The sequence below is a fragment of the Pseudomonas sp. BS3782 TE3695 genome (assembly GCF_050435305.1).
GTDB lineage: Bacteria > Pseudomonadota > Gammaproteobacteria > Pseudomonadales > Pseudomonadaceae > Aquipseudomonas.
In genome coordinates this window covers 1,541,269-1,567,614 of the sequence record NZ_JBNDKB010000001.1, presented here as the reverse complement: position 1 = coordinate 1,567,614, position 26,346 = coordinate 1,541,269, and the positions used below count along the sequence as shown (strand labels likewise).

Genomic DNA, 26,346 nt, shown 5'->3' with positions numbered 1-26,346 from the left:
CCACGTAAGACAGCCACTTGAAGACGAGACCTACCATGCGGATTATTCAAGCGACCCTCGAACACCTCGACCTGCTGACCCCGTTGTTCGTCAAATATCGTGAGTTTTACGGATCCCTGCCGTATCCGGACTCATCCCGAGCGTTCCTCGAGAAACGCCTGCGGCGCAAGGAATCGGTGATCTATCTGGCCCTGGCCGATGACGACAACAACAAGCTGATGGGTTTCTGCCAGTTATATCCGAGCTTTTCGTCTCTTTCGCTCAAACGCGTGTGGATCCTCAACGACATCTACGTCGCCGAAGACGCCCGCCGCCAGTTGGTGGCCGACAACCTGATCCGTACCGCGAAAAAAATGGCCAAGGAAACCAATGCCGTGCGCATGCGCGTTTCCACCAGCAGCAATAACGAAGTCGCGCAGAAAACCTACGAATCCATCGGGTTCAGGGAAGACACCGAGTTCAAGAACTACGTGTTGCCGATCAGTGACGGGATTTAAGTCCCCAGAAAGATCGCAGCCTTCGGCAGCTCCTACACTGTCTGCATTTCCCTGTAGGAGCTGCCGAAGGCTGCGATCTTTTCCCACAACACCGCCCCCATCGACATCCTTCGCTACAATCTCGAGGCGTTTTTCACTTCTCTCCCCGTATAATGCCCGCTCTTCCGGCTCGTAAGAAAAATCACACTTAGCTGTAGTCTTACGCGAAGCCATCCGCACAGGCCTGCAGAGTCGGGCCAATCACCACAGGTGCTTTCCATGGATTTCAACCCGATCGACCTTATCCTGCATCTCGATGTTTACCTCGACCTGCTGGTGACCAACTACGGGTCATGGATTTACGCCATTCTGTTTCTGGTTATCTTCTGCGAAACCGGTCTGGTAGTGACGCCGTTTCTGCCGGGCGATTCCCTGCTGTTCATCGCGGGCGCCGTGGCGGCCGGTGGCAGCATGGACCCGGTGCTGCTGGGCGGCCTGCTGATGCTGGCGGCAATTCTTGGTGACAGCACCAACTACGTGATCGGCCGCACCGTCGGCGAAAAGCTGTTCAGCAACCCGAACTCGAAAATATTCCGTCGCGACTATCTGCAACAAACCCACGACTTCTACGAAAAGCACGGCGGCAAAACCGTGACCCTGGCGCGCTTCCTGCCAATCATCCGTACCTTTGCCCCTTTCGTCGCCGGTGTTGGCAAAATGCCTTACCCTCGTTTCTTTGCCTTCAGCGTCCTTGGCACCATCCTCTGGGTAGGGGGCCTGGTCACCCTCGGTTACTTCTTCGGTAACGTACCGTTCATCAAGAAAAATCTTTCGCTGCTGGTAGTGGGCATCATCCTGCTGTCGCTGCTACCGATGATCATCAGCGTGATCCGCAGCCGTCTCGGTCATACCACGTCCAAAGTCGAACCACGCTGACTCACGATGTGGTTTCTTAGCGCCTGGCGACGCCAGCGCACCTTGGCCAGGCATCCGATTGCCGACGACATGTGGCAACGGGTGCGCCATCACTTGAAGTTTCTCGATGGCCTCAGCGCAGCCGAAGACCAGTGGCTGCGGGAAGCCTGCGTGCTGTTCCTGCAAGACAAACACCTGACCGCCCTGCCCGGCGTCGAGCTTCACCAGGAGCAACGCCTGCTACTCGCCGCCCAGGCCCAATTGCCGCTGATGCACCTGGGCGATCTGAACTGGTATCAGGGCTTTCACGAAATCATCCTCTACCCCGACGATTTCCTCAGCCCCCAGCGCCATCGCGATGCCAGCGGCGTGGAACACGAATGGGACGGCGAACACAGCGGCGAAGCCTGGCAGCAAGGTCCGATCATCCTCGCCTGGCCCGGCGTAATGGCCAGCGGTGGCTGGGAAGGCTACAACCTGGTGATCCACGAACTGGCGCACAAACTCGACATGCTCAACGGTGACGCCAATGGCTTGCCACCGCTGCATGCCGATATGCGCATCAGCGACTGGGCCAGAGTCATGCAAGAAGCCTATGACGACCTTGACCGGCAACTGGACCGCAACCCGGACGCCGAAACCGCCATCGACCCGTACGCAGCGGAAAACCCCGCCGAGTTCTTCGCCGTTACCAGTGAATACTTCTTCAGCGCACCGGACTTGCTGCATGAGGCATATCCACAGGTTTATGAGCAGCTTAAGTTGTTTTATCGGCAGGATCCGCTGGCCCGGCTACGGCAACTTCTGGCCGAGAACCCTGTCTATCAGGCACACGACTAAGGTCTACACGACCTCTGGCGCATGGCAACGATGGCAGAATATGCCTATAATCGCCGCCACTTTTTGGTCAATCCGGCCAAGTGTTTTTGGTCAACTAACGGGGGCACCGCCCAATGAGCTACAGCAAGATTCCGGCTGGCAAAGACCTGCCGAACGACATCTACGTCGCGATCGAGATCCCGGCCAACCACGCGCCGATCAAATACGAAATCGACAAAGACAGCGATTGCCTGTTCGTTGACCGTTTCATGGCCACCCCGATGTTCTACCCGGCCAACTACGGTTACATCCCCAACACCCTGGCCGACGACGGTGATCCCCTCGACGTGCTGGTCGTGACCCCTTACCCGGTTGCCCCAGGTTCGGTGATCCGCGCGCGTCCAGTCGGCATCCTGAACATGACCGACGATGGCGGCGGTGATGCCAAAGTAATCGCAGTTCCACACGACAAGCTGTCCCAGCTGTACGTCGACGTGAAGGAATACACCGATCTGCCTGCGCTGCTGATTCAGCAGATCGAGCACTTCTTCGCGAACTACAAAGATCTCGAAAAAGGCAAATGGGTGAAGATCGAAGGCTGGGCCGGCGCAGATGCCGCCCGCGACGCGATCACCAAGTCGGTTGCTGCCTATAAAGGCTGAGAAGCCGCGGTAAGCTTCTAGCTGCGACGTTTGAAGAAGAACCCCGGTTGATCCGGGGTTTTTTGTGGGCGCTTCATACAGACCCTTTCATTTTTAACGGTACGTATAGCGCCTCCTGGCTTTGGTTTTTGCTTGTTTAATTTCTCCTAAAAGCGCCTTACATCCAGTCTTAAATTTCCCTCGGAATTTGAACGGATCGTTTATTCAAACCCCCATCCTGCGCCAGTAGACTCGTGTTTATGAAAAAGAACACTAGCGGCCCACGGTTTAAAGCACTCCTTGAAGCAGCGAAAATCACAACCACTGGATTTGCCGCTTTCTTCGATACGGAAGCGCAAAATATCCACAACTGGTACACCCGAGGTGTGCCCGCCTACCGCATGGAAGAGGTCGCCAGATTACTATCTGTAAATAGCGACTGGCTGAAAACCGGCGAAGGCCCGAAAGAGTCCTCACGCCTGCGCGTACTCGACGAGTCCGGCAACACCTTCGATGCCCAGGCCATCCGCGGCATCTACACGGTGATCGAGTCCATCGACGTCGAGTTGCCCTTCTATATAGAAACAGCCACCGCACCGGGCTCCAACAAAACTCACGTCGTCAAAGACCCCAGCCAATCCATCCGCCTGCCCCGCAGCCACCTGGACTCCCTGGAAATCAACCACGCCAATGCTATCTGTACCCACATGATCGGCAACAGCATGGGCGAAAAGATTGAAGATGGCTCGACGCTAGCGATCGACCGTGGGCTGACTCAGGTGATTGATGGGGAAATATATGCGATCGAGCATGACGGGATGTTGCGGATCAAATACCTGCACCGGATGCCGGGGAATGCGTTGCGATTGCGCAGCTATAACAAAGCCGAGTATCCCGACGAGATCTTCAGTGCCGAGCAGATTGATAAGCAAAACATCAGGGTATTGGGGTGGGTATTCTGGTGGTCGACGCTCAACAAACGCCGACCTTCCGTGCCCTTCCTGTAAGCGTTAAAAGATCGCAGCCTGCGGCAGCTCCTTGGTGGGATAGGGAAATGCAGGCCCCTGTAGGAGCTGCCGAAGGCTGCGATCCTGGCAATCAGCCCGAAACCCAACTGCCCGGCCCTATACAGAAACTCTCCTACCAACCAACACCCCCATCGCTCTACCCGGCACTTCCCACTGGGAATTCCTCAAAAAAATCAGTATGCTGCGCCCCACATTTGCGCATCGCCCCTTCTGCAGGCTCAGATCGCACCGACAAGGCAGATGACTTTCTCGCCAAGTCCCACAGCCGGACGCAAGATCCGGGTGTACGTTTTGAAGGCTGGCGCGGTTTACCAAAAATAAACCAAGCCAGTCCCCGAGAAGCCGGCCACAAGCCGGCTTTTTAATGTCTAAAAAATAATCCTGAATTCACTTTGACCGCATTGAACTGCGGCCAACCCACATGTTGCGCGATTCAGTCGCAGCCGCACGTGAGGCGACACGCTGTCCGACAACTGGACGGTGAGCCGAATAGGCGTCATATTCGGCTCACTATATGAGCCGAATAGCATTTTTAATCGGCTCACTCATTCCAGGTTTCCAAAGCCACCGCAACCCGTCATCTGGCCGAACTGCTGGAGAAGGGCTGCCTGAAACGCCTGCCCGGCGGCGGGCGCAGTACTCGATATCAAATCAGCTATCCCGATGACTCAACAGATTAATCATGATCAATACCGCACTGTGGCGAGGGGGCTTGCCCCGTTCGGCTGCGAAGCAGTCGCAAATTGCTGGATGCGGTACACCTGAAGAAACGCGGTGTCTGGTTTAGGGGCCGCTCCGCGCCCCAGCGGGAGCAAGCTCCCTCGCCACAGGGTGTGTTTTCACCCGGAAACTGTGGTGTCAAAGGCCCCGCTCATTTGCCCATAACCCCTATGTCTGCTAGTGTCGCGCCGGTTTAACGTCAACCGGAAATAGCCGCCATGGCCCGCAAAAAAGCTGCACTGGATTTCGAACAATCCCTCGCTGACCTGCAAACGCTGGTGGAGCGTCTGGAGAATGGCGAATTGTCGCTGGAAGACTCGCTGGCCGCTTTTGAGCAGGGCATCGGTCTGACTCGCGATTGCCAGGCGGCGCTGGCGCAGGCCGAGCTGAAGGTCCAAGTACTGCTCGAGCGTGATGGTGAGCTGGCCGAGGAACCCTTCGACGCGGATCAGCCAGAATGATTGCGGCGTATTCGGCGTCCAGCCAGGCCCGCGTCAATGCTGCACTGGAAACCCTGTTCAGCGCGCCGAGCCCTGAGCTCGCCCGCCTCTACGAAGCCATGCGCTACAGCGTTATGAACGGTGGCAAGCGTGTGCGCCCGCTGCTGGCCTACGCTGCATGTGAAGCTTTGGGCGGTAAGGCCGAGCAAGCCAACGGCGCGGCCTGTGCGGTGGAGCTGATCCACGCCTATTCGCTGGTGCACGATGATTTGCCGGCCATGGACGACGACGATCTGCGTCGCGGCCAGCCGACGACGCATAAAAAATTCGATGAAGCCTGTGCAATCCTCGCCGGTGACGGCTTGCAGAGCCTGGCCTTCAGCGCTTTGCTCGACCCGCGCCTGAGCAGTTGCGATACCGAAATCCGTCTGCAGATGGTCAGCGCCCTGGCGCTGGCGGCAGGCCCGGCGGGCATGGTCGGCGGGCAAGCCATCGATCTGGGCTCGGTGGGCCTGAAGCTCGATCAAAAAGCCCTTGAATACATGCACCGGCACAAAACCGGCGCATTGATCGAAGTCAGCGTCAAGCTCGGCGCCCTGGCCAGCGGTCATGCCGCGAAGGATGAACTGAAGTCCCTGCAGAGTTATGCACAGGCCATTGGCTTGGCCTTTCAGGTCCAGGACGACATTCTCGACGTCGAAAGTGACACCGAAACCCTCGGCAAACGCCAGGGCGCCGACATCGCCCGGGACAAGCCGACCTACCCGGCTCTGCTCGGTCTCGACGCGGCCAAGGCCTATGCCCTGGAACTACGCGACCAGGCCCTGCACGCGCTGCGACCGTTTGACGCGGCGGCTGAGCCATTGCGCGATCTGGCCCGGTACATCGTCGATCGCCGCAGCTGACGGCGTATCCGCCAAAAAAAACCAACGCGTGGGCAGGGGGCGATGCATCAGGTAAACTGCCGCATCTTTTATACCTATAACGATTCGCCTGATGCCCACGACGTTTCATGAGATTCCCCGCAAGCGCCCGACCACGCCCCTGCTCGACCGTGCCAACACGCCGGAAGGCCTGCGCCGGTTAGGCGAAGCCGAGCTGGAAACCCTGGCTGATGAGTTGCGCCTGGAATTGCTCTACACGGTCGGTCAGACCGGTGGGCATTTCGGTGCCGGCCTGGGCGTCATCGAGCTGACCATCGCATTGCATTACGTCTTCGACACCCCGGACGACCGGTTGGTGTGGGACGTGGGTCATCAGGCCTACCCGCACAAAATCCTCACCGGCCGTCGCGAGCGCATGAGCACCCTGCGCCAGAAGGACGGCGTTGCCGCCTTCCCGCGTCGCTCCGAGAGCGAGTACGACACCTTTGGCGTCGGCCACTCCAGCACCTCGATCAGCGCTGCGCTGGGCATGGCGATTGCCGCCCGCCTGCAACACAGTGATCGCAAGGCGATCGCAGTGATCGGCGACGGCGCACTGACCGCCGGCATGGCCTTCGAGGCGCTGAACCACGCGCCGGAAGTGGACGCCAACATGCTGGTGATCCTCAACGACAACGACATGTCGATTTCGCGCAACGTCGGCGGATTGTCGAACTATCTGGCAAAAATCCTTTCCAGCCGCACTTACGCGAGCATGCGCGAAGGCAGCAAAAAGGTCCTGTCGCGCCTGCCCGGGGCCTGGGAAATCGCCCGTCGGACCGAAGAATATGCCAAAGGCATGCTGGTTCCCGGCACGCTGTTCGAAGAGTTGGGCTGGAACTACATCGGCCCGATCGATGGCCACGACCTGCCGACCCTGATCGCCACCTTGCGCAACATGCGCGATCTGAAAGGCCCGCAATTCCTGCACGTGGTCACCAAAAAAGGCAAAGGCTTCGCTCCGGCGGAAGTCGACCCGATCGGTTACCACGCCATCACCAAACTCGAACCTGTGGATGCTCCGGCCGCCGCACCAAAGAAAGCCGGCGGACCGAAGTATTCCGGTGTGTTCGGTGAGTGGCTGTGCGACATGGCCGCGGTCGATTCGCGCCTGGTCGGGATTACTCCGGCGATGAAGGAAGGCTCCGACCTGGTGGCCTTCAGCGAACGTTTTCCCAAGCGCTATTTCGACGTGGCGATTGCTGAACAACACGCCGTGACCCTCGCCGCCGGTATGGCCTGCGAAGGCGCAAAACCGGTGGTGGCGATTTATTCGACCTTCCTGCAACGTGCTTACGACCAGCTTGTGCATGATGTGGCGGTGCAAAACCTCGACGTGCTGTTCGCTATCGACCGCGCAGGCCTGGTGGGCGAAGACGGTCCGACGCACGCGGGCAGCTTTGACCTGTCGTTCCTGCGTTGCATCCCCGGCATGCTGCTGATGACCCCGAGCGACGAAAACGAACTGCGCAAAATGCTCAGCACCGGCCATCTGTACAACGGCCCGGCGGCGGTCCGTTATCCGCGCGGCACCGGCCCGAATGCGCCGATCACGAAAGACCTTGAGCCGATTGAAATCGGCAAAGGTGTCGTCCGTCGTCAGGGCAGCAAAGTCGCCCTGCTGGTGTTCGGCGTGCAATTGGCCGAGGCACTGAAAGTCGCCGAGAAGCTGGATGCAACCGTAATCGACATGCGTTTCGTCAAACCGCTCGACGAAGCACTGGTCCGCGAAATCGCCGGCAGCCATGAATTGTTGGTGACTGTCGAAGAGAACGCCATCATGGGCGGTGCTGGTGGCGCGGTCAGCGAGTTTCTCGCCCGCGAAAACATCCTCAAGTCGGTGCTGCACCTGGGCTTGCCGGACATCTACGTCGAGCACGCCAAGCCTGCGCAGATGCTGGCCGAATGCGGACTGGATGAGGTCGGGATCGAAGAAGCGGTGCGCCAGCGCCTGCAACTGCTGAATTTGTAAACCCGATCCCCTGTAGGAGCTGCCGAAGGCTGCGATCTTTTGATCCTGATCTTCGGCGGCTCCAACCTGAAAAAACAGAATCAAAAGATCGCAGCCTTCGGCAGCTCCTACGTGGGTTGCGTCGTATCTGAATTCGTCTCGGATCATCCATGAAACTCTCCCCTTTTGCCCTGACGCTGACGCTTCTGCCGGCCGGCCAACTCTTGGCCGACACCTTTGAACGCGACCAAGCCCTGAAACTGCCGGACGTGCTGATCAGCGCCAACCGTCAGGTCGAAGCGCGCAACGACAGCAGCGCCGCCAACACGGTGTTCACCCGTGACGATATCGACCGTCTGCAACCGAGCAGTGTCACTGACCTGCTGCGCCGGGTGCCGGGCGTACAGGTCGGGCAAACCGGGGGGCGTGGCAGTCTGCCGGGGGTTTATATTCGTGGTACCAAGTCGGCGCAGAGCCTGGTGCTGGTCGACGGCCAACGCATCGGTAACTCGACCTCCGGCGACAGCAACCTGCAACACATCAACATCGAACAGGTCGAGCGCGTGGAAGTGCTGCGCGGTTCGCGTTCAGTTATTTACGGCAGCGATGCGATCGGCGGGGTGATTCAGATCTTCACCCGCCGTGGTGGCGAACAAGGCCTGCAACCCCGCATGCACGTGGGGGTTGGCAGCAATCAGACCTGGGAACGCAGCCTTGGATTGTCTGGAGGCGACGCGCAGACCCGCTTCAACCTGGGCGCCAGCCTTGATGAAACGGCAGGCATCAATCGCACTCATGAGTCCTGGCCCAGCGATGGCGATCACGATGAATACCGCAATAAGTCGGTCAGCTTAAGCCTGAGTCACGCCCTCAGCGATGACATCGAAGTCGGCGCCAATCTGCTGGATAACGAGGGCAAAAGTGCCTTCGACAACCCGTTCGGCCGCTTCGACATGAACACCTTCGAATCGGTCCAGCAGCAGCCCTACAGCGAGTTCGCTGTGAGCAGCGTCAGCAGTTACGTCGATGCGCGGATCAACGACGCCTGGAAAACCCGCGTCGAGTTCGGCCATAGCGAAAACCGTGAGAAGACGCTCGACAAGCTCAGCGACGAGCGCAGCGTGTTCAACACCTACCGCGATTCGGTGAACTGGCAGAACGACCTGACCCTGAATGAACGCAACAGCCTGATTCTCGGCGGCGACTGGTACGAAGACCGAATCAATAGCAGCACAGCGTTTGACGAAGACAGCCGCTGGAACCGTGCAGCGTTTATCCAGCATCGCTATCAGGCCGACAGTTTCTCTACCGAACTGGGCCTGCGCCGCGACCAGAACCAGCAGTTCGGCAGCCAGAACAGCTGGAGCGGCACGCTCACCCTGCCGCTGAACCCGGACAACGATGTGCTGTTGACTTACAGCGAAGGCTTTCGCGCGCCGACCTTCAACGACCTGTACTACCCGGACTTCAGCAACCCGGACCTGAAACCCGAAACCTCGAAAAGTTATGAACTGCAATGGCGCAGTCAGCTAACGGAAGCCAGTCGCCTGGAAGCCTCGCTGTACCGCACCGATCTGCAAGACGCGATTATTTTCGGCAGCAACAACCGCCCGGCGAACGTCGCCTCGGCGCGGATCAACGGTTTTGAAGCGGCTTTGAAACAAGAGCTGTTCGGTTGGCAGAGCAACCTCGGCGTGGCGATCATTGACCCTCGGGATCGCGACAGCGGCCATACCCTCGCCCGTCGTGCACGGCGGACGTTGAGCCTGGACCTGGATCGGCAGTTTGATCGGCTCGGCCTCGGTGCCAGTTGGCAAGCGGTGAGCAGCAGTTATGACGACGAGAACAATCAGCAGCCGTTGGGCGGGTACGCGTTGTTGGGGTTGCGCAGCAGTTGGGCGCTGAATCGAGAGATCAAGCTGGAGCTGAAGGTCGACAACCTGCTGGACAAGGGCTATAGCCGGGCGTTGTACAGCCATGATGGCAGTCAGTATGGGTATCGGGAGGAAGGCCGGGCGTGGATGTTCGGGGTGACCTGGACGCCGGATATTTGAAGCCATCACCCGATCACTGTGGCGAGGGAGCTTGCTCCCGCTCGGTTGCGTAGCAGCCGCAATCCAAGCTGACTCGGTCCACTTGAAAAGCACTCGCCGGCAGGTTTTGGGGCCGCTTCGCAGCCCAACGGGAGCAAGCTCCCTCGCCACAGGTTAGAGCTCGGGCGCGATAATTTGGCACAACTTGGCCGTCGCTTCGATCATCTGCCCACTCGGCCGTTCCAGACCTTTGTCCATCACCAGCAGCAATTGACTCCGCGCCACTGCCATTACCTGAGGCCAGCTCTTCCACGCATCGAGCTGCGCCTGGTCACTGGCCAGAATCACCTCGGGATTACGCTGCAACACCGCCTCCACACTGATCTGCGGAGCAGGCTGTGTCAGGTCGGCAAATACATTGCGCGCCCCGCATACCTGCAGTGCATCGCTGATGATCTGCCCGCCGCCCACGGTGTACAAGGGCCGGTCCCAGACTTGATAAAACACCCGTATCGGCTCATCCCTTCGATAACGCTGGCGCAGGGAATCGAGTCGTTGACGCAGATTTGCGGCCAATGAAACACCACGCTCCGGTCTTCCGAGCTGCGTAGCGATCGCTTCGATCTGGGCGGCAAGTTGTTCGAGGTTATGGGGTTCGGCGACATAGGTGGGAATATTCAGCCGCTTGAGCTGCTCACGCTGCGCCGGCCCTACACTGCCCGGCCAGAGCAGCAACAGATCGGGCTTGAGACTGAGCAGTCGTTCCATGTCCAACTGACCGTAGTTGCCCACCGAAGGAATGTCTTTGAGCTCAGCGGGACGTTCGCCAGCATCCAGCACACCGACCAGAAGGTCAGCCGAGTTCAGCTCGACGACAATTTCAGAAAGCGACGGCGCCAGACTGACGACCCGCTCGACCGCAGCCACCGAACCACTGACGGCCAGCAGCAACACCGCCAGCCAGACGCTGCGCATCAGCCGAGTTGACGCGGGATACGGTAGAGGTAGAACAGCACCGTGGTCGACAGCGCCAGCAGCACCAATGGAACGGCTTCAAGACCGACGAATACCGCCAGCGCACCAATCCAGGCGGGCAGGCCGGCGACCAGGAACGCAGCACGGCGTTTCGCGGCCAGGGCAATCCAGGCGCTGGGTTCTTCAGGGGTATCGAGGGCTTTCTGGGTGGCTATCAGTGCGTGCTTGTAGCCGCCAAAGAACTTCAGGCTGACGAACATCGAGGCCACACCGGCGATGAACAATGGCATGGCCAGCACCGGCAGAATCGCCTCGCGCTGGCCGAATACGCCGTTGATCACGAACAGCGGTACCAAGGCCAGCGCCAGGTATTGCCACCAATTGACGGAGAGTCGCCGCCGCACCTGGCCGCGAGTCACGCCCGATCAACCTCGCCCTGATGCTCGTTGCCCATCATATGGTCGAGCTTGCTCGCCTTGGTGGCCAGATAGAGTTTGTTGTGCGGGTTGTGCCCGGTGTGCAACGGCACGCGCTCGGCCACCACGATGCCCATGTCGGTCAAGGCTTTGACCTTGCGTGGGTTATTGGTCATCAGACGCAGGGACTTCACGCCCAGGTGCTCCAGCATCGGCAGGCACATGGCATAGTCGCGCTGGTCGGCGGCGAAACCCAGACGCTCATTGGCTTCAACGGTGTCGGCACCGCCGTCCTGCAATTCATAGGCGCGAATCTTGTTCAGCAGGCCAATGCCGCGACCTTCCTGACGCAAGTAGAGCAACACGCCACGACCTTCACGGGCGATTGCCTGCAAGGCTGCCTCAAGTTGCGAACCGCAGTCACAGCGCTGGCTGAACAAGGCATCGCCGGTCAGGCATTCGGAGTGCAACCGGCCGAGTACCGGAGCACCATCGGCAAAATCACCCAGGCTCAGTACTACGTGCTCGCGCCCGTTCTCTTCATCGAGAAAGCCATGCATGGTGAATTGCGCGAAAGGCGTTGGCAGCTTGGAAGCGGCGACAAAAACGACAGGCACCGGTGTGCTCCTGATCTATAAGTACTGAAGATTCGCAGAGGCGGCATTGTAACAGCACGTTCCTGCTGACGCTTAGGCTGAATTATGGGGCATAACGATCAATAAGTTTGATCAAGAAGCCAAGTCAATAACCCTGTGGGAGCGGGCTTGCTCGCGAAGACGGCTCCACATTCAAAATCATTGTGACTGTCACACCGCTTTCGCGAGCAAGCCCGCTCCCACACATTGACCGTATTCAGTCTGTGCCAAACGGGTACGGCTGTTTCCACTTCGCGAAAATCGGTTTCAGCTGGCCGTTTTTGACCAATACTTCCATGCGCTGATCGAACAGCGCCATCAGCGTGCGGGCCCGAGGTGTATCGGCAAAGCACAGAAACAGCGGCAATTCCGCGATATGCGTGCGGCGAAACTGCGACGTGTCTGTGGCTCGGCTAAAGACGTAATCGACTTCGGTCAGCGCATCAATGTAATAGTCGGCGCGATTGTGGGTCAGCATGGACACAATTCCCGTCCGCCGCGCGACTTCGTTATAGCGCTGCACATTGGGTAGATAAGCCTGATATTTGTAACCGCGCACCCAGGCCAATCGGTAGCGGCCCAAGGTATCCAGGGTCGGCGCCGGATTGCTGGCCAAGCCCAAGGCGTAGATGTGGTCGGTATCGAAATTCCAGCGAGGATAAAGAAGATCGCTCGCCTCCTCCCGATAAGAACCGACACAAGCGTCCACTTCCCCACGCTGGGCCAAGCCCATGGCGCGCGTATAAGGTTCGGTTCGAATATCCAGCTTTACGCCCGCCGGCTCGAAGACTTTGCGCAACACCTCCCAGCCCAAACCCTGACCATCGGCGGCGGTGTAGTCTTCCCAGGCTTCGCTGGCGAGATGAATCACGGACGGCTTCGGTGCATCCTCCGCCCGGGCGAGTGAGCAAAACACCGCAATAACCATCAGCAGCAACCCGCGCCGCACCATTCCCCGTTCTCTCACTGGACGCCTCAGACGAAAAACCACACCAGCCCTTGCATCGCCAACCACGCAAATACGCCTGCCAGCACGTCGTCGAGCATGATCCCGACCCCACCGTGCACATGCCGGTCGATCCAGTGAATCGGCCAAGGCTTGAGGATGTCGAAGAAGCGGAACATCAGGAACCCCGCCAACAACCAATACCAACCTTCCGGCACCAGCCACAGAGTGATCCACATCCCGACCATTTCGTCCCAGACGATGCCTTCGTGGTCGTGCACGCGCAAATCATCGGCGACCTTGCCGCACAGCCAGAAGCCGAACAGCATGGTGATGCCGAGCATCAGCCAGTAGCCCCAATCGGGGAGCATCTGCCACAACGGAATGAAGGGTAACGCCACTAACGAACCCCAGGTGCCCGGCGCTTTTGGCAAGGTTCCCGAGCCGAAACCGAATGCCAGGAAATGCCACGGATTGCGCCAGACCGACGGCGGTACGAACTCCGCCGGGACCTGTTTGGGATGATCTGTCACGGTGTCTCCCGAAAATGTTGATAACCCCGGATTGGCGGGGTGATGTCGTGTCCGTCGGCGTCCAGCAATGTCACGCCCTGCCCCGCAACCACCTGACCCAGCACATGAATCGGCCAGCCGTCCGCCAGCAACGATGGCAACTCGGCGGGCGGCAAGGTGAAGGCCAGCACGTAATCGTCACCGCCGCTCAGGGCGGCTTGCTCAGCGCCAGACGGACCGAGGAAGGCCAGCAGCGCCTTCGACAACGGCAGCTTGCTGCGCTCTACCTCAATTCCGACTTTCGATGCCAGGGCAATGTGCCCGCAGTCGGCGAGCAGACCGTCGGAGATGTCCAGCGCCGCCGTGGCTCTGCCGCGCAACGCCATGCCCAGACCCAGCTGCGGTTGTGGCGACCAGTAATGAGCCCGCAACGGATCGGCGATGGCCGGTTCAGCCATCCGCTGGCCGAGCACTAACGGCAATGCGCCCGCGCCGTTCCCCAACTCACCGCCCACGCAGAGCAAATCGCCCGGCTGTGCGCCGCTGCGGGTCAACGCCAGACCGGCCGGCACCCGACCGAACACGGTCATGGTCAGGCTCAACGGCCCGCGGGTGGTATCGCCACCCACCAACGCCACCCCGCAACTCTGCGCCATGAGGTTTAAACCACGGGCGAAGGCTTCCAGCCAATCGGTGGTCACCGTCGGCAAGGTCAGGGCAAGGGTAAAGGCAATGGGGGCGGCGCCCATGGCGGCCAGGTCACTGACCGCCACAGCCAGCGAGCGCTGACCAAGCAGAAACGGGTCGCAGGGGTCTGCGAAATGCACACCGGCCACGAGCGTGTCGGTGGAAATCGCCAACTGCTCCCCAGGGGGAACAGCCAGCAAGGCGCAGTCGTCGCCGATCCCCAGCGCAACGCCTTCGCCGCCCTGCGCACAAGGCGCGGCGGCGAAGAAATTGCGGATCAGCTCAAACTCGCCCATGGCTTCGTGTCGACATTCCAAGCGCCAATCAGCGCTTGAACGCCTTCACTTCAGCTTCACGCAGACGCGGGGCCAGCTTGTCGAGCACACCGTTGACGAACTTGTGGCCGTCGGTGGAGCCGAAGACTTTCGCCAGTTCGATACCTTCGTTGATCACAACGCGGTACGGCACATCAACGCGCTCGAGCAGCTCCCAGGTAGACAGGCGCAGAACCGCCAGTTCAACCGGGTCCAGCTCTTCGATGGTGATGTCCAGGCATGGCGCCAGTGCGGCATCGATCCGGTCCTTCTGCGCCGGAACCCCATGCAGGATTTCACGGAAGTAGGCACCGTCAACATCGCTGAAATCGTTATCGACCCGAAACTGCGCTTCGATCTCGTTCAGCGACTGCTTGGCCATGTGCCATTGGTACAGCGCCTGAGTCGCGAGCTGACGGGCTTCGCGACGCTTGACGCTTTTCGATGGCTTGCCGGCATCCGCAGGCTTTGGATCGCGCGGGTTGAAACGATCACTTTCGTCGCTAATCACTTGGCCTCCAACTGCGCCAGCAGGCTGACCATTTCCAGAGCGGACAGGGCAGCTTCAGCACCTTTGTTACCGGCCTTGGTGCCGGAACGTTCGATGGCTTGTTCGATGGAATCAACGGTCAGTACGCCGAAAGCAACCGGTACGCCGAACTCCATGGACACCTGGGCCAGGCCCTTGGTGCATTCGCCCGCCACGTATTCGAAGTGCGGAGTACCGCCACGAATGACTGCGCCCAAGGCGATGATTGCCGCGAACTCGCCCTTCTGAGCGACTTTCTGCGCAACCAGCGGGATTTCGAAGGCGCCAGGCGCACGGATGATGGTGATGTCGCTTTCGCTCACGCCATGGCGAACCAGGGCATCAACTGCACCGCTGACCAGGCTTTCAACGACGAAGCTGTTGAAACGGCCCACTACCAAAGCGTAGCGGCCTTTAGGGGCGATGAAGGTACCTTCGATGGTCTTCAGGGTCATTCGTTAGATCTCTTAAAGAGCCGGGACGCGTCTCGTACGCGTCCCTCAGTGATATTTGAACCGCGAATACAGCGTCGGAAATCGCACATCGGTGTTCACTTGCACATCTTTGTGGCGAAGGAGCTTGCTCCCGCTGGGCTGCGTAGCGGCCCCTCTTGTGGGCGCTGCGCACCCAAACGGGAGCAAGCTCCCTCGCCACAATAAATCAAATATGCCTTGAGTGAACAACGAGGCCAAAACCCGGCGTCTTATTCGGAGGGCACGTATTCTACAACTTCCAGATCGAAACCGGATATCGCATTAAATTTCATCGGCGCGCTCATCAGGCGCATTTTGCGCACGCCCAGGTCGCGAAGGATCTGCGAACCGGCACCGACGATGCTGTAAGTGGTCGGTTTTTTCACGGCGCTGTGATCCGCGGTTTCGCGAATATGCGCCAGCAACACGTCGCCATCGAGCGGGTGACCGAGCAACAGCACCACGCCACTGCCAGCCTCGGCAACCGCAGCCATGGCGGCGCGCAGGCTCCAGCGACCCGGTTGCTTGACCATCAACAGGTCACGCAGCGGGTCCATGTTGTGTACCCGAACCAGCGTCGGCTCCTCAGCACACACGGTGCCCAGGGTCAGGGCCATGTGCACGTCGCCTTCCACCGAATCACGGTAGGTCACCAGGTTGAACTGGCCCAACTCGCTGTCCAGCGGCTGCTCGGCAATCCGCTGAACGGTACGTTCGTGGATCATCCGGTAGTGAATCAGGTCGGCAATGGTGCCGATCTTGATGTTGTGTTCGGCGGCAAAGGCTTCGAGTTCAGCGCGACGGGACATGGTGCCGTCGTCGTTCATCACTTCGCAGATCACACCGCTGGGCTCGAAACCGGCCATGCGCGCCAGGTCGCAGGCAGCTTCAGTGTGACCGGCGCGGGCCAGCGTACCGCCAGCCTGGGCCATCAGCGGAAAGATGTGGCCAGGGCTGACGATGTCTTCAGCCTTGGCGTCTTTGGCGGCAGCGGCTTGTACGGTGCGCGCACGGTCGGCGGCGGAGATACCGGTGGTGACACCTTCGGCGGCTTCGATGGACACGGTGAACTTGGTGCCGAAACCGGAACCGTTGCGCGGAGCCATCAACGGCAGCTTGAGCAGTTCGCAGCGCTCGCGGCTCATCGGCATGCAAATCAGGCCACGGGCGTGCTTGGCCATGAAGTTAATGTGTTCAGGCTGGCAGCACTCGGCGGCCATGATCAGGTCGCCTTCATTCTCGCGGTCTTCGTCATCCATGAGGATGACCATCTTGCCTTGGCGGATGTCTTCAACCAGTTCTTCGATGCTATTGAGCGCCACAAGGCACCCCCCTTCTTTCGAAATTTGAGCTTCAGGATTTGAGGTAGCCGTTGGCGGCCAGAAAGCTTTCAGTGATGTTTCCGGACTTTGCTGGCTCTGCGGCCTTGTCGCCCAACAGCAGGCGTTCCAGATAACGGGCAAGCAAATCAACTTCAAGATTCACCCGGCGACCCGGCTGATACGACGCCATGATGGTTTCGCTCAGGGTATGCGGAATGATGGTCAGCATGAACTCGGCGCCATCGACGGCGTTCACGGTCAGGCTGGTGCCGTCGACGGTGATCGAGCCTTTATGGGCGATGTATTTGGCCAGGTCTTTCGGGGCGCGGATGCGGAACTCCACGGCGCGGGCGTTTTCGGTACGGGCAACCACTTCACCCACGCCATCGACGTGACCGCTAACCAGATGCCCGCCGAGACGGGTGGTCGGGGTCAGGGCTTTTTCCAGATTGACCGGGCTGCCGCTTTTCAGGTCATTCATGGCGGTGCAATCGAGGGTTTCGCGACTGACGTCCGCCGCAAAGCCATTGCCCGGCAATTCAACCGCTGTCAGGCACACGCCATTGACGGCAATACTGTCGCCCAGTTTGACGTCGCTCAGGTCGAGCTTGCCGGTTTCGACGTAAACCCGCACATCTCCGCCTTTTGGGGTCAATGCACGAATACTGCCGATGGATTCGATGATGCCGGTAAACATGGAGTCCTCCTCGAGAACAGAGCCAGCGCTAGAGCAATGGCCAGGAATTATACGCTCGCCGATGGCACAGGAATGGCAGTGACTCGCCAGTCATCGCCAACCGCGCGGATTTCGGTGATTTTGAGCTCAGGCGCGTCTTTCATCTGCGCCAGCGGCCAGTCCAGCAATGGCCGCCCCGTGGAACCGAGAAACTTGCCGGCGATGAAGATCTGAAACTCATCCACCAGCCCGAGCTGGGCAAACGCGCCAGCCAGTCGTGGGCCGGCCTCGACCAGCACGTCATTGACGCCACGGTTGGCGAGTTCGACCAGTAACCGATGCAGATCGACCTGGCCATCGTCGCCCGGCACGATCAGGCATTCCGGGCCGTTGGCGTACTGTTCTTCCACCGCGACACACGTGGCGACCAGTGCCGGACCGGCCTTGAAGAACGGTGCGTTCAGCGGCACCCGCAGGCGACCGTCGATCAGCACGCGAAGCGGTGGACGGCTCATGACCAAGGCTGTTTGCTCAGGGTCCAGGCCCAGCTCGTCGGCACGTACGGTCAAACGCGCGTTGTCCGCCAGTACCGTATCGGCGCCGGTCAGTACCACGCTGGCCTGGGCGCGCAAACGCTGTACCGCCGAACGCGCCGCCGGACCGGTGATCCACTGGCTCTCGCCGCTTTCCATCGCCGTGCGGCCGTCGAGGCTCATCGCCAACTTGACCCGCACGAACGGCAAACCATGTTCCATGCGTTTGAGGAAGCCTTGATTGAGCTTACGCGCCTCGCCTTCCAGCACGCCGCTTTCGGTGGCGATACCGGCCTCGGCCAGACGCTGCAGACCGCGACCGGCGACTTCCGGGTTCGGGTCCTGCATCGCCGCAACGACGCGCGCCACACCGGCATTCACCAATGCATCCGCGCAGGGCGGCGTACGGCCGTGGTGGCTGCAAGGTTCGAGGGTCACGTAAGCCGTGGCGCCCCGCGCCTTGTCGCCAGCGACGCGCAGGGCGTGAACTTCAGCGTGCGGTTCGCCGGTGCGCACATGCCAGCCTTCGCCGACAATCTGCCCGTCACGCACCACCACGCAGCCAACCCGGGGGTTGGGATGCGTCGTGTAATGACCTTTGCGCGCCAGTTCCAGGGCCCGGGCCATGTAATGCGCGTCGAGGATGGCTTGTTCGGGAGAGGTGGTCATTCTTTCACCGGCTCACGGGCGAGGCGATCGATCTCTTCGCGGAACTCGTTGAGGTCCTGGAAGCGTCGGTACACCGAAGCGAAGCGGATATAGGCGACTTCATCAAGCTTCTTCAGCTCGGCCATCACCAGTTCGCCGACCACGAGGGATTTGACCTCGCGTTCGCCGGTGGCGCGCAGCTTGTGTTTGATGTGCACCAGCGACGATTCGAGGCGTTCGACACTCACCGGGCGCTTCTCCAGCGCCCGCTGCATACCGGCACGGAGTTTTTCTTCGTCGAACGGCTGGCGACTGCCGTCGGTTTTGATCAGGCGCGGCAACACCAGTTCAGCGGTTTCGAACGTCGTGAAACGTTCGCCGCAGGCCAGGCATTCACGCCGGCGGCGCACCTGTTCGCCCTCGGCGACCAGACGCGAGTCGATGACCTTGGTGTCGTTGGCACCGCAGAAGGGACAGTGCATGGTGGCAGGCAACAAAAAATGGGAGGGCCATGGTAGCGCATCCCCGTGGCAAGACAAGCCATAGGGTTTGCGGTATACAGACTGGCTGTATATGGATTTCATTTGCTGGAGCCGCCAATGCCGTTACGACCGCTCGTTTTGCTCAGTCTTTTCAGCCTGCTAGTGGCCTGTGGCAGCGATGCGCCCAAATCCCAGCCGCCGACACCAGGCCCTGCACCGCAACAGGCGCAAAAGAAAGCCAAGGCGGCGGCCGAGCTCGGTCCGCTGCCGGCGCATCAACGTGAATTGAGCGGCACCCTGCAGGGTGCGCCGGCCGGATCTGAAGTCGAACTGGCGTTGCTGGTGATCGACGCAAAGGATCGTCCGCAACAATTGCTCGCCAGTTCCAGCCTGATCGGCACCAATCAGGTGTTGCCGTTTCGTCTGCGGTTCAATCCCGACTCCTTCCCGACCGGCGCTCGTGTTGAACTGCGAGGTCGTGTCAGCCAGTCCGGGCAGTTGATCCTGCATCTGCCGGCGCAAATAATCACACAGCCGACCACCCAGGCGCTGGGTCAGCTGCAATTCGTCAAAGCACCATGATTGCACCGCTCGACCTGCAACAGGCATTGGGTGAACTGCTTGGCGATGCACAGCTTGTAGCCTGTGAGTTGCCAGGCACCGAACTGAAACTGTGGCTGATCGACGGCGATAACATGGATCGCGCCTTCAGCCCGGAAGAAACCCGGCGCATTCTTCACGAACCGCCGTATTGGAGTTTCTGCTGGGCCAGTGGGCTGGCCGTGGCTCGCTATCTCGCCGAGCACCCACAATGGGTCGAAGGCAAACGGGTGTTGGATTTCGGCGCCGGCTCCGGGGTGGCCGCGATTGCGGCGGTGAAAGCCGGGGCACTGGAAGTGGTGGCCTGTGACCTGGACCCGCTGGCGATTGCCGCGTGTCGGGCGAATGCCGAACTCAATGGCGTGCAACTCAGTTACTCGACAGACTTTTTCGCCGAGGCGGATCGGTTTGATCTGATTCTGGTGGCCGATGTGTTGTATGACCGGGCAAACCTGCCGTTGCTCGACGAGTTTCTCAGCCGTGGCCGGGAAGCGCTGGTGGCGGATTCGCGGGTGAGGGATTTCCGCCATCCGTTGTATCAGCGCATCGAAATGCTGGAAGCGATGACCTTGCCGGATCTGGCCGAACCCGAAGAGTTTCGGTATGTGAGCCTCTATCACGCGCGGCGATTCTAAAGGCTTCGCGAGCAAGCCCGCTCCCACACTTGATTTGTATCGATCACAAATCCCCGGTTCGCCGCAGATCCAATGTGGGAGCGGGCTTGCTCGCGAAGGCGTCCCGTCGGGCAGCACACCTCTCAATGGCACACCGCTTCCGGCCACCCCCCACCAAGCCGTATAGTTGACCCATCCACGCTTTTACGAGATCCCCCATGAGTCAGGAAACGCCGTACATTTTCGACGCCACGACTGCCGACTTCGACCAGTCGGTGATCGAGAACTCTTTCCACAAACCGGTGCTGGTGGATTTCTGGGCCGAATGGTGTGCGCCGTGCAAGGCCTTGATGCCGATGCTGCAAACCATCGCCGAGAGCTATCAGGGCGAGTTGTTGCTGGCCAAGGTCAACTGCGACATCGAGCAGGACATTGTTGCGCGCTTCGGCATTCGCAGCCTGCCGACGGTGGTGCTGTTCAAGGATGGTCAACCGGTGGACGGTTTTGCCGGTGCACAACCGGAATCGGCTGTGCGCACGATGCTCGAACCCCACGTGCAAATGCCGCCGCCCGCTGCAGCCGACCCGTTCGAACAGGCTCAGGCGCTGTTCGATGATGGCCGTTTCGCCGATGCCGAAGCCACGCTCAAAGTGCTGCTGGCTGAAGACAACACCAACGCCAAGGCGCTGATTCTCTATGCCCGCTGCCTCACCGAGCGTGGCGAACTGGGTGAAGCGCAAATCGTGCTCGACGCGGTCAAGACCGATGAACACAAGGCCGCGCTGGCCGGCGCCAAGGCGCAGATCCAGTTCCTCGGTCAGGCCAGGGATTTGCCGGATGCGGCAGACCTGAAAGCGCGTCTGGCAAAAAATCCGCAGGACGATGAGGCGGTCTATCAACTGGCGATCCAGCAACTGGCCCGTCAGCAATACGATGCGGCGCTGGATGCCTTGCTGAAGCTGTTCATCCGCAATCGCAGCTACAGCGAAGGCTTGCCGCACAAGACCTTGCTGCAAGTGTTCGAACTGCTGGGCAACGATCACCCATTGGTGACCACGTACCGTCGCAAGTTGTTTGCCGCGCTGTATTAAGATCAAAAGATCGCAGCCTGCGGCAGCTCCTACAGGGAATACAGATCCCGCGTAGGAGCTGCCGCAGGCTGCGATCTTTTTTTGCGGCTTACTCGATCCAGCCGTGTGAACCCGATCCCGTAGGAGCTGCCGCAGGCTGCGATCTTTTGATCTTCCGGGCATTTGCGTAAAAGCAAGATCAAAAGATCGCAGCCTTCGGCAGCTCCTACATGCGCCAGCTATAGAGCGGCGTATCCCCGCCGCTCACCACTTTGACGTTTGCGCAGTGGCGCAAGCGCACCAACAAGCGCTTGCCCGCCGCTGCGCTGCCGGTCAGCCCTTCCAGTTGCTCCAGCAAATCCGGCCCGCTCAATTGTCCGGCCTTGCGTAGCAACTCTTGGGCGATCTGCCACAGCGCATCGTCCTGATTCACTGGTTTGGCGGGCGCAACACTCGCCTCGGGTTTTGCTGCCTGCAACTGCGCACCGAGCTGCACCCAGTCGCCTTCATCGAGTTCCAGTGTCAAATCCACCGGCCAGTCGCCGATGCTTCCGCGTATTCGCAACATAAGTCTGCTCCTGCCCATACCTGACTCGCATGCTCCCATGGGTCTTGCGCAACGCCAAGCAGACGGTCAAACTCTCCGCACTTTCGTTATAAGATTACATAACAAGTTTTTCATTTTACTTTTTGGAGACCCGTCATGCGCCGTCTGCTGCTCGCTTTGCCGTTTGCCTTGTTGCCGCTGGCTGTCGCCCATGCGGCGGTCGAGCATGATCATGCTCATGATGAAGAGCACGGCAGCCTCAACGCTCACGAACATGGCGTCGGTCGCCTGAACGCGGCGCTGGATGGCCAGACTCTGGAATTGGAGCTGGAAAGCCCGGCGATGAACCTGGTGGGTTTCGAACACGCCGCCAGCACCGACGCCGACAAAGCCAAAGTCGCCGCCGTCCGCGCACAACTGGAAAAACCGCTGGTGCTGTTCAACCTGCCGAAAGCCGCCGGTTGCGTGGTCGCGACTCAGGAACTGGAAAGCCCGCTGTTCGGGGACAAACCGGACGCCGACGATGACCACGACGAAGCGGACAAGGACGGCCACGAGCATCACCAGGATCACAGCGAAATCCACGCCCATTACCAATTCAGCTGCTCGGCTCCGGGCGCGCTGAAGACCCTGGACCTGGCGAATATCTTCAACACATTCCCGGCCACCCAGAAAATTCAGGTACAACTGATCAGTCCGAGCGGGCAGCAAGGGGTTGAAGTGACGGCCAAGGCTGCCGCCCTGAAATTCTGATCCACCCCGATCCCCGTGGGACTGCGGGACTGTAGGCCTGTAGGAGCTGTCGAGTGCAACGAGGCTGCGATCTTTTGATCTTGATCTTGGTCTTGATCTTTAAAATCAAAAGATCGCAGCCTCGTTGCACTCGACAGCTCCTACAGTCCTACACAGGTCATCAACATTTATGAAATCGGCGCCATGACCCAAGCACTCATCGAACTGTCCAACCTCGGCTTCAGCTGGCCCGGGCATCCGCTGTTGCTGGACATCCCGGCGTTCCGCCTGGAACCGGGTGAAACCCTGTTCCTCAAAGGCCCCAGCGGCAGCGGCAAGACCACTTTACTGGGCCTGCTCGGCGGTGTGCAAAAGCCTGATCGGGGCAGCATTCGCCTGCTCGGCCAGGAGCTGACCGAACTCTCCGCTGGTGCCCGCGACCACTTCCGCGTCGATCACACCGGCTACATCTTCCAGCAGTTCAACTTGCTGCCGTTTCTCTCGGTACGCGAGAACGTCGAGTTGCCCTGCCACTTCTCCAAAGTGCGCGCAGAACGGGCGAAACAGCGCCACGGCAGCGTCGATCAGGCCGCGGCCACCCTGCTCGCCCACTTGGGCCTGAAGGATGAAAACATCCTCAGCCGGCGCGCCGATTCGCTGTCCATCGGCCAGCAGCAACGGGTCGCCGCCGCACGTGCGTTGATCGGTCAGCCGGAACTGGTGATCGCCGACGAACCGACCTCGGCGCTGGACTACGACGCCCGCGAGAACTTCATTCGCCTGCTGTTCGCCGAATGCCGCGAAGCCGGGTCGAGCCTGTTGTTCGTCAGCCATGACCAGAGCCTCGCGCCGCTGTTCGATCGCCACCTGTCGCTGGCCGATCTCAATCACGCCGCCACCCCGTCCGAGGTTTGAGATGTATTTGTTTCGTCTAGCCATGGCCAGCCTGGCTAACCGTCGTTTCACCGCGATCCTCACCGCATTCGCCATCGCCCTGTCGGTCTGCCTGTTGCTGGCCGTGGAGCGGGTGCGCACCGAAGCCAAGGCCAGTTTCGCCAGCACCATCAGCGGCACCGACCTGATCGTCGGGGCGCGTTCCGGCTCAGTGAATCTGCTGCTGTATTCGGTGTTCCGCATAGGCAACGCCACCAACAACATCCGCTGGGACAGCTTCGAACATTTCGCCAACAACCCGAAAGTGAAGTGGGCGATCCCGATGTCCCTCGGCGATTCCCATCGCGGCTATCGGGTGATGGGCACCACCGAGGCGTACTTCGAGCATTACCAGTACGGCCATCGACAGCACCTCGAACTGGCCGACGGCCGCGCCTTCAACAGCGATCCGTTCGAAGTGGTGCTCGGCGCCGAAGTGGCCGATGCACTGCATTACAAACTTGGCGACAAACTGGTGTTGGCCCATGGCGTGGCGGTGATCAGCCTGGTCAAACACGACGATAAACCGTTCACCGTGGTCGGTATTCTCAAACGCACCGGCACCCCGGTGGACCGCACGCTGCACATCAGCCTCGGCGGGATGGAAGCAATTCACGTGGACTGGCACAACGGCGTTCCGGCACGTGGCAACGGGCGGATCAGTGCCGACCAGGCGCGCAACATGGACCTGACGCCGCAAGCGATCACTGCGTTCATGCTCGGCCTCAACAGCAAGATTTCGACGTTTGCGCTGCAACGGGAGATCAACGAATTCCGTGGTGAACCGATGCTGGCGATCCTGCCGGGTGTGGCATTGCAGGAGCTGTGGAGTTTGATGAGCACGGCGGAAAAAGCCCTGTTCGTCGTCTCGCTGTTCGTGGTGCTGACCGGGTTGATCGGCATGCTCACGGCGATCCTCACCAGCCTCAACGAGCGGCGCCGCGAGATGGCGATTCTGCGTTCGGTCGGCGCTCGGCCGTGGCACATCGCGACCTTGCTGGTGCTGGAAGCCTTTGCCCTGGCGTTGTCTGGAGTGATTGCCGGCGTGGCGCTGCTGTATGTGGGCATCGCTGTGGCGCAGGGTTACGTGCAGGCGAATTACGGCTTGTACTTGCCATTGGCCTGGCCGAGCGAATATGAATGGACGCTGCTCGGTGGCATCCTGATCGCCGCGCTGCTGATGGGCAGCGTGCCGGCCTGGCGTGCTTATCGCCAATCCTTGGCCGATGGCCTGTCGATCCGACTATGAGGACCTTAATGATGCCCCGCGCTGTGCTTGCGCTATTAATGCTGGTTGCCCTTCCCCTGTGGGCGGCCGAGCCGAAGGACCTGACCTGGTCGGAAATGATCCCGCCGGATGCGGCGCCAGAAGTGCCGAACATGACGCCACTGCATGACCTGTCGAAGATGAGTGACGCGTTGTCCGCCGAGTCGGCTCCAGCGGCCAGGCAGGACATGCCGAACGCACCGGTGGTGAAGAGCCTCGACGGCAAGAACATTCGTTTACCGGGGTACATCGTGCCACTGGAAGTCAGTGAAGAGGGCCGCACTACCGAGTTTTTGCTGGTGCCGTATTTCGGCGCCTGCATCCATGTACCACCGCCACCGTCGAATCAGATCGTGCATGTCAAAAGCGAAGTCGGCGTGAAGCTTGATGAGCTGTATCAGCCGTACTGGATCGAAGGGGCGTTGCAGGTGAAAGCATCCACCAGCGAGTTGGCGGATGCCGGGTATCAGATGGAGGCGGACAAGATTTATGCGTATGAATTGCCGCAGTGACCGGTAGTTGCGTGTTGATTGCGAGGACGCCTTCGCGGGCAAGCCCGCTCCCACAGTGTTCTCTGTTGTTCACAAATATTGCATTCACAGAAGATCCCTGTGGGAGCGGGCTTGCCCGCGATGAGGCCCTTGAAGGTTCCGCAAAAACCAGGGCCATCACTGTTTCATTGAGCTGAATCAAAAGACCGTATCAGTTGGATCCCTACCATTGGACATCGAACATTTTTAACGTCCTTTGGAGCCCCCATGCACAAGTCCAAGCTCTGCGCTTCGCTGTTCGCCCTCGCACTCTCAGCCCCGCTCGCCCACGCCCACACCGCCGGTGACATCCTCATTCGGGCCGGTGCGATCACCGTCAACCCTGAAGCCGACAGCTCTAGCGTCAAGGTCGATCAAGGCCCGCTGAAGGGCGCCGATCTGGGTGGCAAGGCCACCATGAGCAGCGACACCCAACTGGGCTTGAACTTCGCCTACATGATCACCAACAACCTGGGGATTGAACTGCTGGCGGCCTCGCCGTTCGAGCATGACGTGAAGCTCAAAGGCACCGCCCTCGGCGCCGCCAACGGCAAACTCGGCACGCTCAAACACCTGCCACCGACCCTGAGCCTGGTCTACTACCCACTGGACTCCAGGTCCGCGTTCCAGCCGTACATCGGCGGCGGTATCAACTACACCTGGATCTACGACGAACACGTCAGCAGCGAAGCCGCCGCCAACGGCTTCAGTAACTTCAAGGCGGACAGTTCCTGGGGTCTGGCCTGGCAGGTCGGTGCCGACTACATGCTGACCGACAACGTAATGATCAACGCCCAAGTGCGTTACATCGACATCGACACCACCGCGACCGTGGAAAACAATGCCATCGCACCCGGCACCCGAGCCAAGGTCGACGTTGATGTGGACCCGTTCATTTACATGGTGGGTTTGGGTTACAAATTTTAAGTAACATTTGATCGGCTTTTGTGGCGAGGGAG

Annotated in this window: 30 protein-coding genes and 1 pseudogene; 18 read left to right on the top strand and 13 right to left on the bottom strand. The window is 60.0% G+C overall.

All coding sequences use genetic code 11. The features are described from left to right. Positions 1-35 precede the first annotated feature (35 nt). The 10 genes and pseudogenes from ABH909_RS07115 to ABH909_RS07070 all read left to right on the top strand — a co-directional run bounded on the left by ABH909_RS07115 (position 36) and on the right by ABH909_RS07070 (position 9,967). Positions 36-497: a GNAT family N-acetyltransferase gene (locus ABH909_RS07115; protein WP_063342407.1), complete on the top strand. Its 462-nt coding sequence runs from the start codon at positions 36-38 to the stop codon at positions 495-497. Positions 498-755: 258 nt separating this feature from the next. Further along, on the top strand, positions 756-1,412 hold the full coding sequence (locus ABH909_RS07110) for a DedA family protein (protein ID WP_429431571.1): 657 nt from the start codon (positions 756-758) through the stop codon (positions 1,410-1,412). 6 nt (positions 1,413-1,418) lie between these two features. After that, the gene (locus ABH909_RS07105; protein WP_429431568.1) at positions 1,419-2,231 is read left to right on the top strand and encodes a zinc-dependent peptidase; all 813 of its coding nucleotides are present in this window, start codon (positions 1,419-1,421) and stop codon (positions 2,229-2,231) included. Positions 2,232-2,344: 113 nt separating this feature from the next. Next, positions 2,345-2,872, top strand: coding sequence for an inorganic diphosphatase (gene ppa / locus ABH909_RS07100; protein WP_007894323.1), 528 nt, complete (start codon positions 2,345-2,347; stop codon positions 2,870-2,872). Positions 2,873-3,111: 239 nt separating this feature from the next. Next, positions 3,112-3,858 carry a S24 family peptidase gene (locus tag ABH909_RS07095; protein ID WP_007894319.1) on the top strand — a complete coding sequence of 249 codons (747 nt, stop codon included), beginning with the start codon at positions 3,112-3,114 and terminating at the stop codon, positions 3,856-3,858. A gap of 572 nt (positions 3,859-4,430) precedes the next feature. Continuing rightward, positions 4,431-4,559 (top strand): annotated as a pseudogene (locus ABH909_RS07090) (DUF4172 domain-containing protein); the annotation flags it as partial. 258 nt (positions 4,560-4,817) lie between these two features. Next, on the top strand, positions 4,818-5,060 hold the full coding sequence (locus tag ABH909_RS07085; RefSeq protein WP_095633943.1) for an exodeoxyribonuclease VII small subunit: 243 nt from the start codon (positions 4,818-4,820) through the stop codon (positions 5,058-5,060). Continuing rightward, positions 5,057-5,944: a (2E,6E)-farnesyl diphosphate synthase gene (gene ispA, locus ABH909_RS07080; RefSeq protein ID WP_429431563.1), complete on the top strand. Its 888-nt coding sequence runs from the start codon at positions 5,057-5,059 to the stop codon at positions 5,942-5,944. The genes ABH909_RS07085 and ispA overlap by 4 nt, the downstream gene beginning before the upstream one ends. 91 nt (positions 5,945-6,035) lie before the next feature. After that, positions 6,036-7,934, top strand: coding sequence for a 1-deoxy-D-xylulose-5-phosphate synthase (dxs, locus tag ABH909_RS07075; RefSeq protein ID WP_429431560.1), 1,899 nt, complete (start codon positions 6,036-6,038; stop codon positions 7,932-7,934). A 149-nt stretch (positions 7,935-8,083) separates the two neighbouring features. Beyond that, positions 8,084-9,967 (top strand): TonB-dependent receptor domain-containing protein, encoded by a 1,884-nt coding sequence (locus tag ABH909_RS07070; protein WP_429431557.1) that lies wholly within the window; start codon positions 8,084-8,086, stop codon positions 9,965-9,967. A 153-nt stretch (positions 9,968-10,120) separates the two neighbouring features. Here the strand turns inward: ABH909_RS07070 and ABH909_RS07065 are convergent, their stop codons facing one another. The 12 genes from ABH909_RS07065 to nrdR all read right to left on the bottom strand — a co-directional run bounded on the left by ABH909_RS07065 (position 10,121) and on the right by nrdR (position 19,094). Further along, positions 10,121-10,921 (bottom strand): cobalamin-binding protein, encoded by an 801-nt coding sequence (locus ABH909_RS07065; RefSeq protein WP_429431554.1) that lies wholly within the window; start codon positions 10,919-10,921, stop codon positions 10,121-10,123. Beyond that, positions 10,921-11,340, bottom strand: a complete 420-nt coding sequence (locus ABH909_RS07060; protein ID WP_429431551.1) for an MFS transporter — start codon at positions 11,338-11,340, stop codon at positions 10,921-10,923. The genes ABH909_RS07065 and ABH909_RS07060 overlap by 1 nt, the downstream gene beginning before the upstream one ends. Continuing rightward, the gene (gene ribA / locus ABH909_RS07055; RefSeq protein WP_052967080.1) at positions 11,337-11,954 is read right to left on the bottom strand and encodes a GTP cyclohydrolase II; all 618 of its coding nucleotides are present in this window, start codon (positions 11,952-11,954) and stop codon (positions 11,337-11,339) included. The genes ABH909_RS07060 and ribA overlap by 4 nt, the downstream gene beginning before the upstream one ends. A gap of 235 nt (positions 11,955-12,189) precedes the next feature. Beyond that, positions 12,190-12,924 carry a substrate-binding periplasmic protein gene (locus ABH909_RS07050; protein WP_429431548.1) on the bottom strand — a complete coding sequence of 245 codons (735 nt, stop codon included), beginning with the start codon at positions 12,922-12,924 and terminating at the stop codon, positions 12,190-12,192. A 23-nt stretch (positions 12,925-12,947) separates the two neighbouring features. Continuing rightward, on the bottom strand, positions 12,948-13,451 hold the full coding sequence (locus tag ABH909_RS07045; RefSeq protein WP_008073949.1) for a phosphatidylglycerophosphatase A family protein: 504 nt from the start codon (positions 13,449-13,451) through the stop codon (positions 12,948-12,950). Continuing rightward, positions 13,448-14,413, bottom strand: a complete 966-nt coding sequence (thiL, locus tag ABH909_RS07040; RefSeq protein ID WP_429431545.1) for a thiamine-phosphate kinase — start codon at positions 14,411-14,413, stop codon at positions 13,448-13,450. Before thiL ends, ABH909_RS07045 begins: the two co-directional genes overlap by 4 nt. A 28-nt stretch (positions 14,414-14,441) precedes the next feature. Next, on the bottom strand, positions 14,442-14,942 hold the full coding sequence (gene nusB / locus ABH909_RS07035; RefSeq protein ID WP_007906833.1) for a transcription antitermination factor NusB: 501 nt from the start codon (positions 14,940-14,942) through the stop codon (positions 14,442-14,444). Next, positions 14,939-15,415, bottom strand: a complete 477-nt coding sequence (gene ribH, locus ABH909_RS07030) for a 6,7-dimethyl-8-ribityllumazine synthase (protein ID WP_003228649.1) — start codon at positions 15,413-15,415, stop codon at positions 14,939-14,941. The genes nusB and ribH overlap by 4 nt, the downstream gene beginning before the upstream one ends. Positions 15,416-15,663: 248 nt before the next feature. Beyond that, a complete protein-coding gene (gene ribBA, locus ABH909_RS07025; RefSeq protein WP_007906834.1) occupies positions 15,664-16,755 on the bottom strand; it encodes a bifunctional 3,4-dihydroxy-2-butanone-4-phosphate synthase/GTP cyclohydrolase II in 1,092 nt (363 codons plus the stop codon). A gap of 31 nt (positions 16,756-16,786) precedes the next feature. Beyond that, the gene (locus ABH909_RS07020; protein WP_429431542.1) at positions 16,787-17,452 is read right to left on the bottom strand and encodes a riboflavin synthase; all 666 of its coding nucleotides are present in this window, start codon (positions 17,450-17,452) and stop codon (positions 16,787-16,789) included. A gap of 47 nt (positions 17,453-17,499) precedes the next feature. Continuing rightward, a complete protein-coding gene (gene ribD, locus ABH909_RS07015; RefSeq protein WP_429431539.1) occupies positions 17,500-18,633 on the bottom strand; it encodes a bifunctional diaminohydroxyphosphoribosylaminopyrimidine deaminase/5-amino-6-(5-phosphoribosylamino)uracil reductase RibD in 1,134 nt (377 codons plus the stop codon). Then, on the bottom strand, positions 18,630-19,094 hold the full coding sequence (gene nrdR / locus ABH909_RS07010) for a transcriptional regulator NrdR (protein WP_007906838.1): 465 nt from the start codon (positions 19,092-19,094) through the stop codon (positions 18,630-18,632). Before nrdR ends, ribD begins: the two co-directional genes overlap by 4 nt. Positions 19,095-19,211: 117 nt before the next feature. Between nrdR and ABH909_RS07005 the strand changes: the two genes are divergently transcribed. The 3 genes from ABH909_RS07005 (at position 19,212) to trxA (ending at position 21,399) form a co-directional block, all read left to right on the top strand. Then, the gene (locus tag ABH909_RS07005; protein ID WP_429431536.1) at positions 19,212-19,676 is read left to right on the top strand and encodes a YbaY family lipoprotein; all 465 of its coding nucleotides are present in this window, start codon (positions 19,212-19,214) and stop codon (positions 19,674-19,676) included. Then, a complete protein-coding gene (locus ABH909_RS07000) occupies positions 19,673-20,329 on the top strand; it encodes a class I SAM-dependent methyltransferase (protein ID WP_429431533.1) in 657 nt (218 codons plus the stop codon). Before ABH909_RS07005 ends, ABH909_RS07000 begins: the two co-directional genes overlap by 4 nt. Positions 20,330-20,526: 197 nt before the next feature. Further along, positions 20,527-21,399, top strand: coding sequence for a thioredoxin (trxA, locus tag ABH909_RS06995; protein ID WP_052967072.1), 873 nt, complete (start codon positions 20,527-20,529; stop codon positions 21,397-21,399). A gap of 205 nt (positions 21,400-21,604) precedes the next feature. Here the strand turns inward: trxA and ABH909_RS06990 are convergent, their stop codons facing one another. Then, complete coding sequence (locus ABH909_RS06990; RefSeq protein WP_429431530.1) at positions 21,605-21,946, bottom strand: hypothetical protein; 342 nt, start codon at positions 21,944-21,946, stop codon at positions 21,605-21,607. A gap of 135 nt (positions 21,947-22,081) precedes the next feature. On the opposite strand from ABH909_RS06990, the gene ABH909_RS06985 reads away from it, so the two are divergent. The 5 genes from ABH909_RS06985 (at position 22,082) to ABH909_RS06965 (ending at position 26,314) form a co-directional block, all read left to right on the top strand. Continuing rightward, a complete protein-coding gene (locus tag ABH909_RS06985) occupies positions 22,082-22,678 on the top strand; it encodes a DUF2796 domain-containing protein (RefSeq protein ID WP_429431527.1) in 597 nt (198 codons plus the stop codon). Between the two features lie 183 nt (positions 22,679-22,861). Then, entirely contained in the window at positions 22,862-23,572 is a 711-nt protein-coding gene (locus ABH909_RS06980; RefSeq protein WP_429431524.1) for an ABC transporter ATP-binding protein, read from the top strand. Position 23,573: 1 nt separating this feature from the next. Further along, positions 23,574-24,839: an ABC transporter permease gene (locus tag ABH909_RS06975; RefSeq protein WP_429431522.1), complete on the top strand. Its 1,266-nt coding sequence runs from the start codon at positions 23,574-23,576 to the stop codon at positions 24,837-24,839. Positions 24,840-24,850: 11 nt separating this feature from the next. Further along, positions 24,851-25,369, top strand: a complete 519-nt coding sequence (locus ABH909_RS06970) for a DUF3299 domain-containing protein (RefSeq protein ID WP_429439766.1) — start codon at positions 24,851-24,853, stop codon at positions 25,367-25,369. A gap of 246 nt (positions 25,370-25,615) precedes the next feature. Next, positions 25,616-26,314, top strand: a complete 699-nt coding sequence (locus ABH909_RS06965; protein WP_429431519.1) for an OmpW/AlkL family protein — start codon at positions 25,616-25,618, stop codon at positions 26,312-26,314. Positions 26,315-26,346 lie beyond the last annotated feature (32 nt).

Excerpts from the sequence above, each read along its gene's own strand:
- ABH909_RS07065 (WP_429431554.1), bottom strand. The coding sequence starts at position 10,921 with ATGCGCAGCGTCTGGCTGGCGGTGTTGCTGCTGGCCGTCAGTGGTTCG.
- ABH909_RS06980 (WP_429431524.1), top strand. The coding sequence starts at position 22,862 with ATGACCCAAGCACTCATCGAACTGTCCAACCTCGGCTTCAGCTGGCCC.
- ABH909_RS07095 (WP_007894319.1), top strand. The coding sequence starts at position 3,112 with ATGAAAAAGAACACTAGCGGCCCACGGTTTAAAGCACTCCTTGAAGCA.
- ABH909_RS07070 (WP_429431557.1), top strand. The coding sequence starts at position 8,084 with ATGAAACTCTCCCCTTTTGCCCTGACGCTGACGCTTCTGCCGGCCGGC.
- ABH909_RS07105 (WP_429431568.1), top strand. The coding sequence starts at position 1,419 with ATGTGGTTTCTTAGCGCCTGGCGACGCCAGCGCACCTTGGCCAGGCAT.
- ribD (WP_429431539.1), bottom strand. The coding sequence starts at position 18,633 with ATGACCACCTCTCCCGAACAAGCCATCCTCGACGCGCATTACATGGCC.
- ABH909_RS07115 (WP_063342407.1), top strand. The coding sequence starts at position 36 with ATGCGGATTATTCAAGCGACCCTCGAACACCTCGACCTGCTGACCCCG.
- ABH909_RS07110 (WP_429431571.1), top strand. The coding sequence starts at position 756 with ATGGATTTCAACCCGATCGACCTTATCCTGCATCTCGATGTTTACCTC.
- ABH909_RS07050 (WP_429431548.1), bottom strand. The coding sequence starts at position 12,924 with ATGGTGCGGCGCGGGTTGCTGCTGATGGTTATTGCGGTGTTTTGCTCA.
- ppa (WP_007894323.1), top strand. The coding sequence starts at position 2,345 with ATGAGCTACAGCAAGATTCCGGCTGGCAAAGACCTGCCGAACGACATC.
- ABH909_RS07005 (WP_429431536.1), top strand. The coding sequence starts at position 19,212 with ATGCCGTTACGACCGCTCGTTTTGCTCAGTCTTTTCAGCCTGCTAGTG.
- thiL (WP_429431545.1), bottom strand. The coding sequence starts at position 14,413 with ATGGGCGAGTTTGAGCTGATCCGCAATTTCTTCGCCGCCGCGCCTTGT.
- ABH909_RS06975 (WP_429431522.1), top strand. The coding sequence starts at position 23,574 with ATGTATTTGTTTCGTCTAGCCATGGCCAGCCTGGCTAACCGTCGTTTC.
- ispA (WP_429431563.1), top strand. The coding sequence starts at position 5,057 with ATGATTGCGGCGTATTCGGCGTCCAGCCAGGCCCGCGTCAATGCTGCA.
- nrdR (WP_007906838.1), bottom strand. The coding sequence starts at position 19,094 with ATGCACTGTCCCTTCTGCGGTGCCAACGACACCAAGGTCATCGACTCG.
- ABH909_RS06990 (WP_429431530.1), bottom strand. The coding sequence starts at position 21,946 with ATGTTGCGAATACGCGGAAGCATCGGCGACTGGCCGGTGGATTTGACA.
- ABH909_RS07000 (WP_429431533.1), top strand. The coding sequence starts at position 19,673 with ATGATTGCACCGCTCGACCTGCAACAGGCATTGGGTGAACTGCTTGGC.
- dxs (WP_429431560.1), top strand. The coding sequence starts at position 6,036 with ATGCCCACGACGTTTCATGAGATTCCCCGCAAGCGCCCGACCACGCCC.
- ribH (WP_003228649.1), bottom strand. The coding sequence starts at position 15,415 with ATGACCCTGAAGACCATCGAAGGTACCTTCATCGCCCCTAAAGGCCGC.
- ABH909_RS07085 (WP_095633943.1), top strand. The coding sequence starts at position 4,818 with ATGGCCCGCAAAAAAGCTGCACTGGATTTCGAACAATCCCTCGCTGAC.
- trxA (WP_052967072.1), top strand. The coding sequence starts at position 20,527 with ATGAGTCAGGAAACGCCGTACATTTTCGACGCCACGACTGCCGACTTC.
- ABH909_RS06965 (WP_429431519.1), top strand. The coding sequence starts at position 25,616 with ATGCACAAGTCCAAGCTCTGCGCTTCGCTGTTCGCCCTCGCACTCTCA.
- ABH909_RS06985 (WP_429431527.1), top strand. The coding sequence starts at position 22,082 with ATGCGCCGTCTGCTGCTCGCTTTGCCGTTTGCCTTGTTGCCGCTGGCT.
- ABH909_RS06970 (WP_429439766.1), top strand. The coding sequence starts at position 24,851 with ATGCCCCGCGCTGTGCTTGCGCTATTAATGCTGGTTGCCCTTCCCCTG.
- ABH909_RS07020 (WP_429431542.1), bottom strand. The coding sequence starts at position 17,452 with ATGTTTACCGGCATCATCGAATCCATCGGCAGTATTCGTGCATTGACC.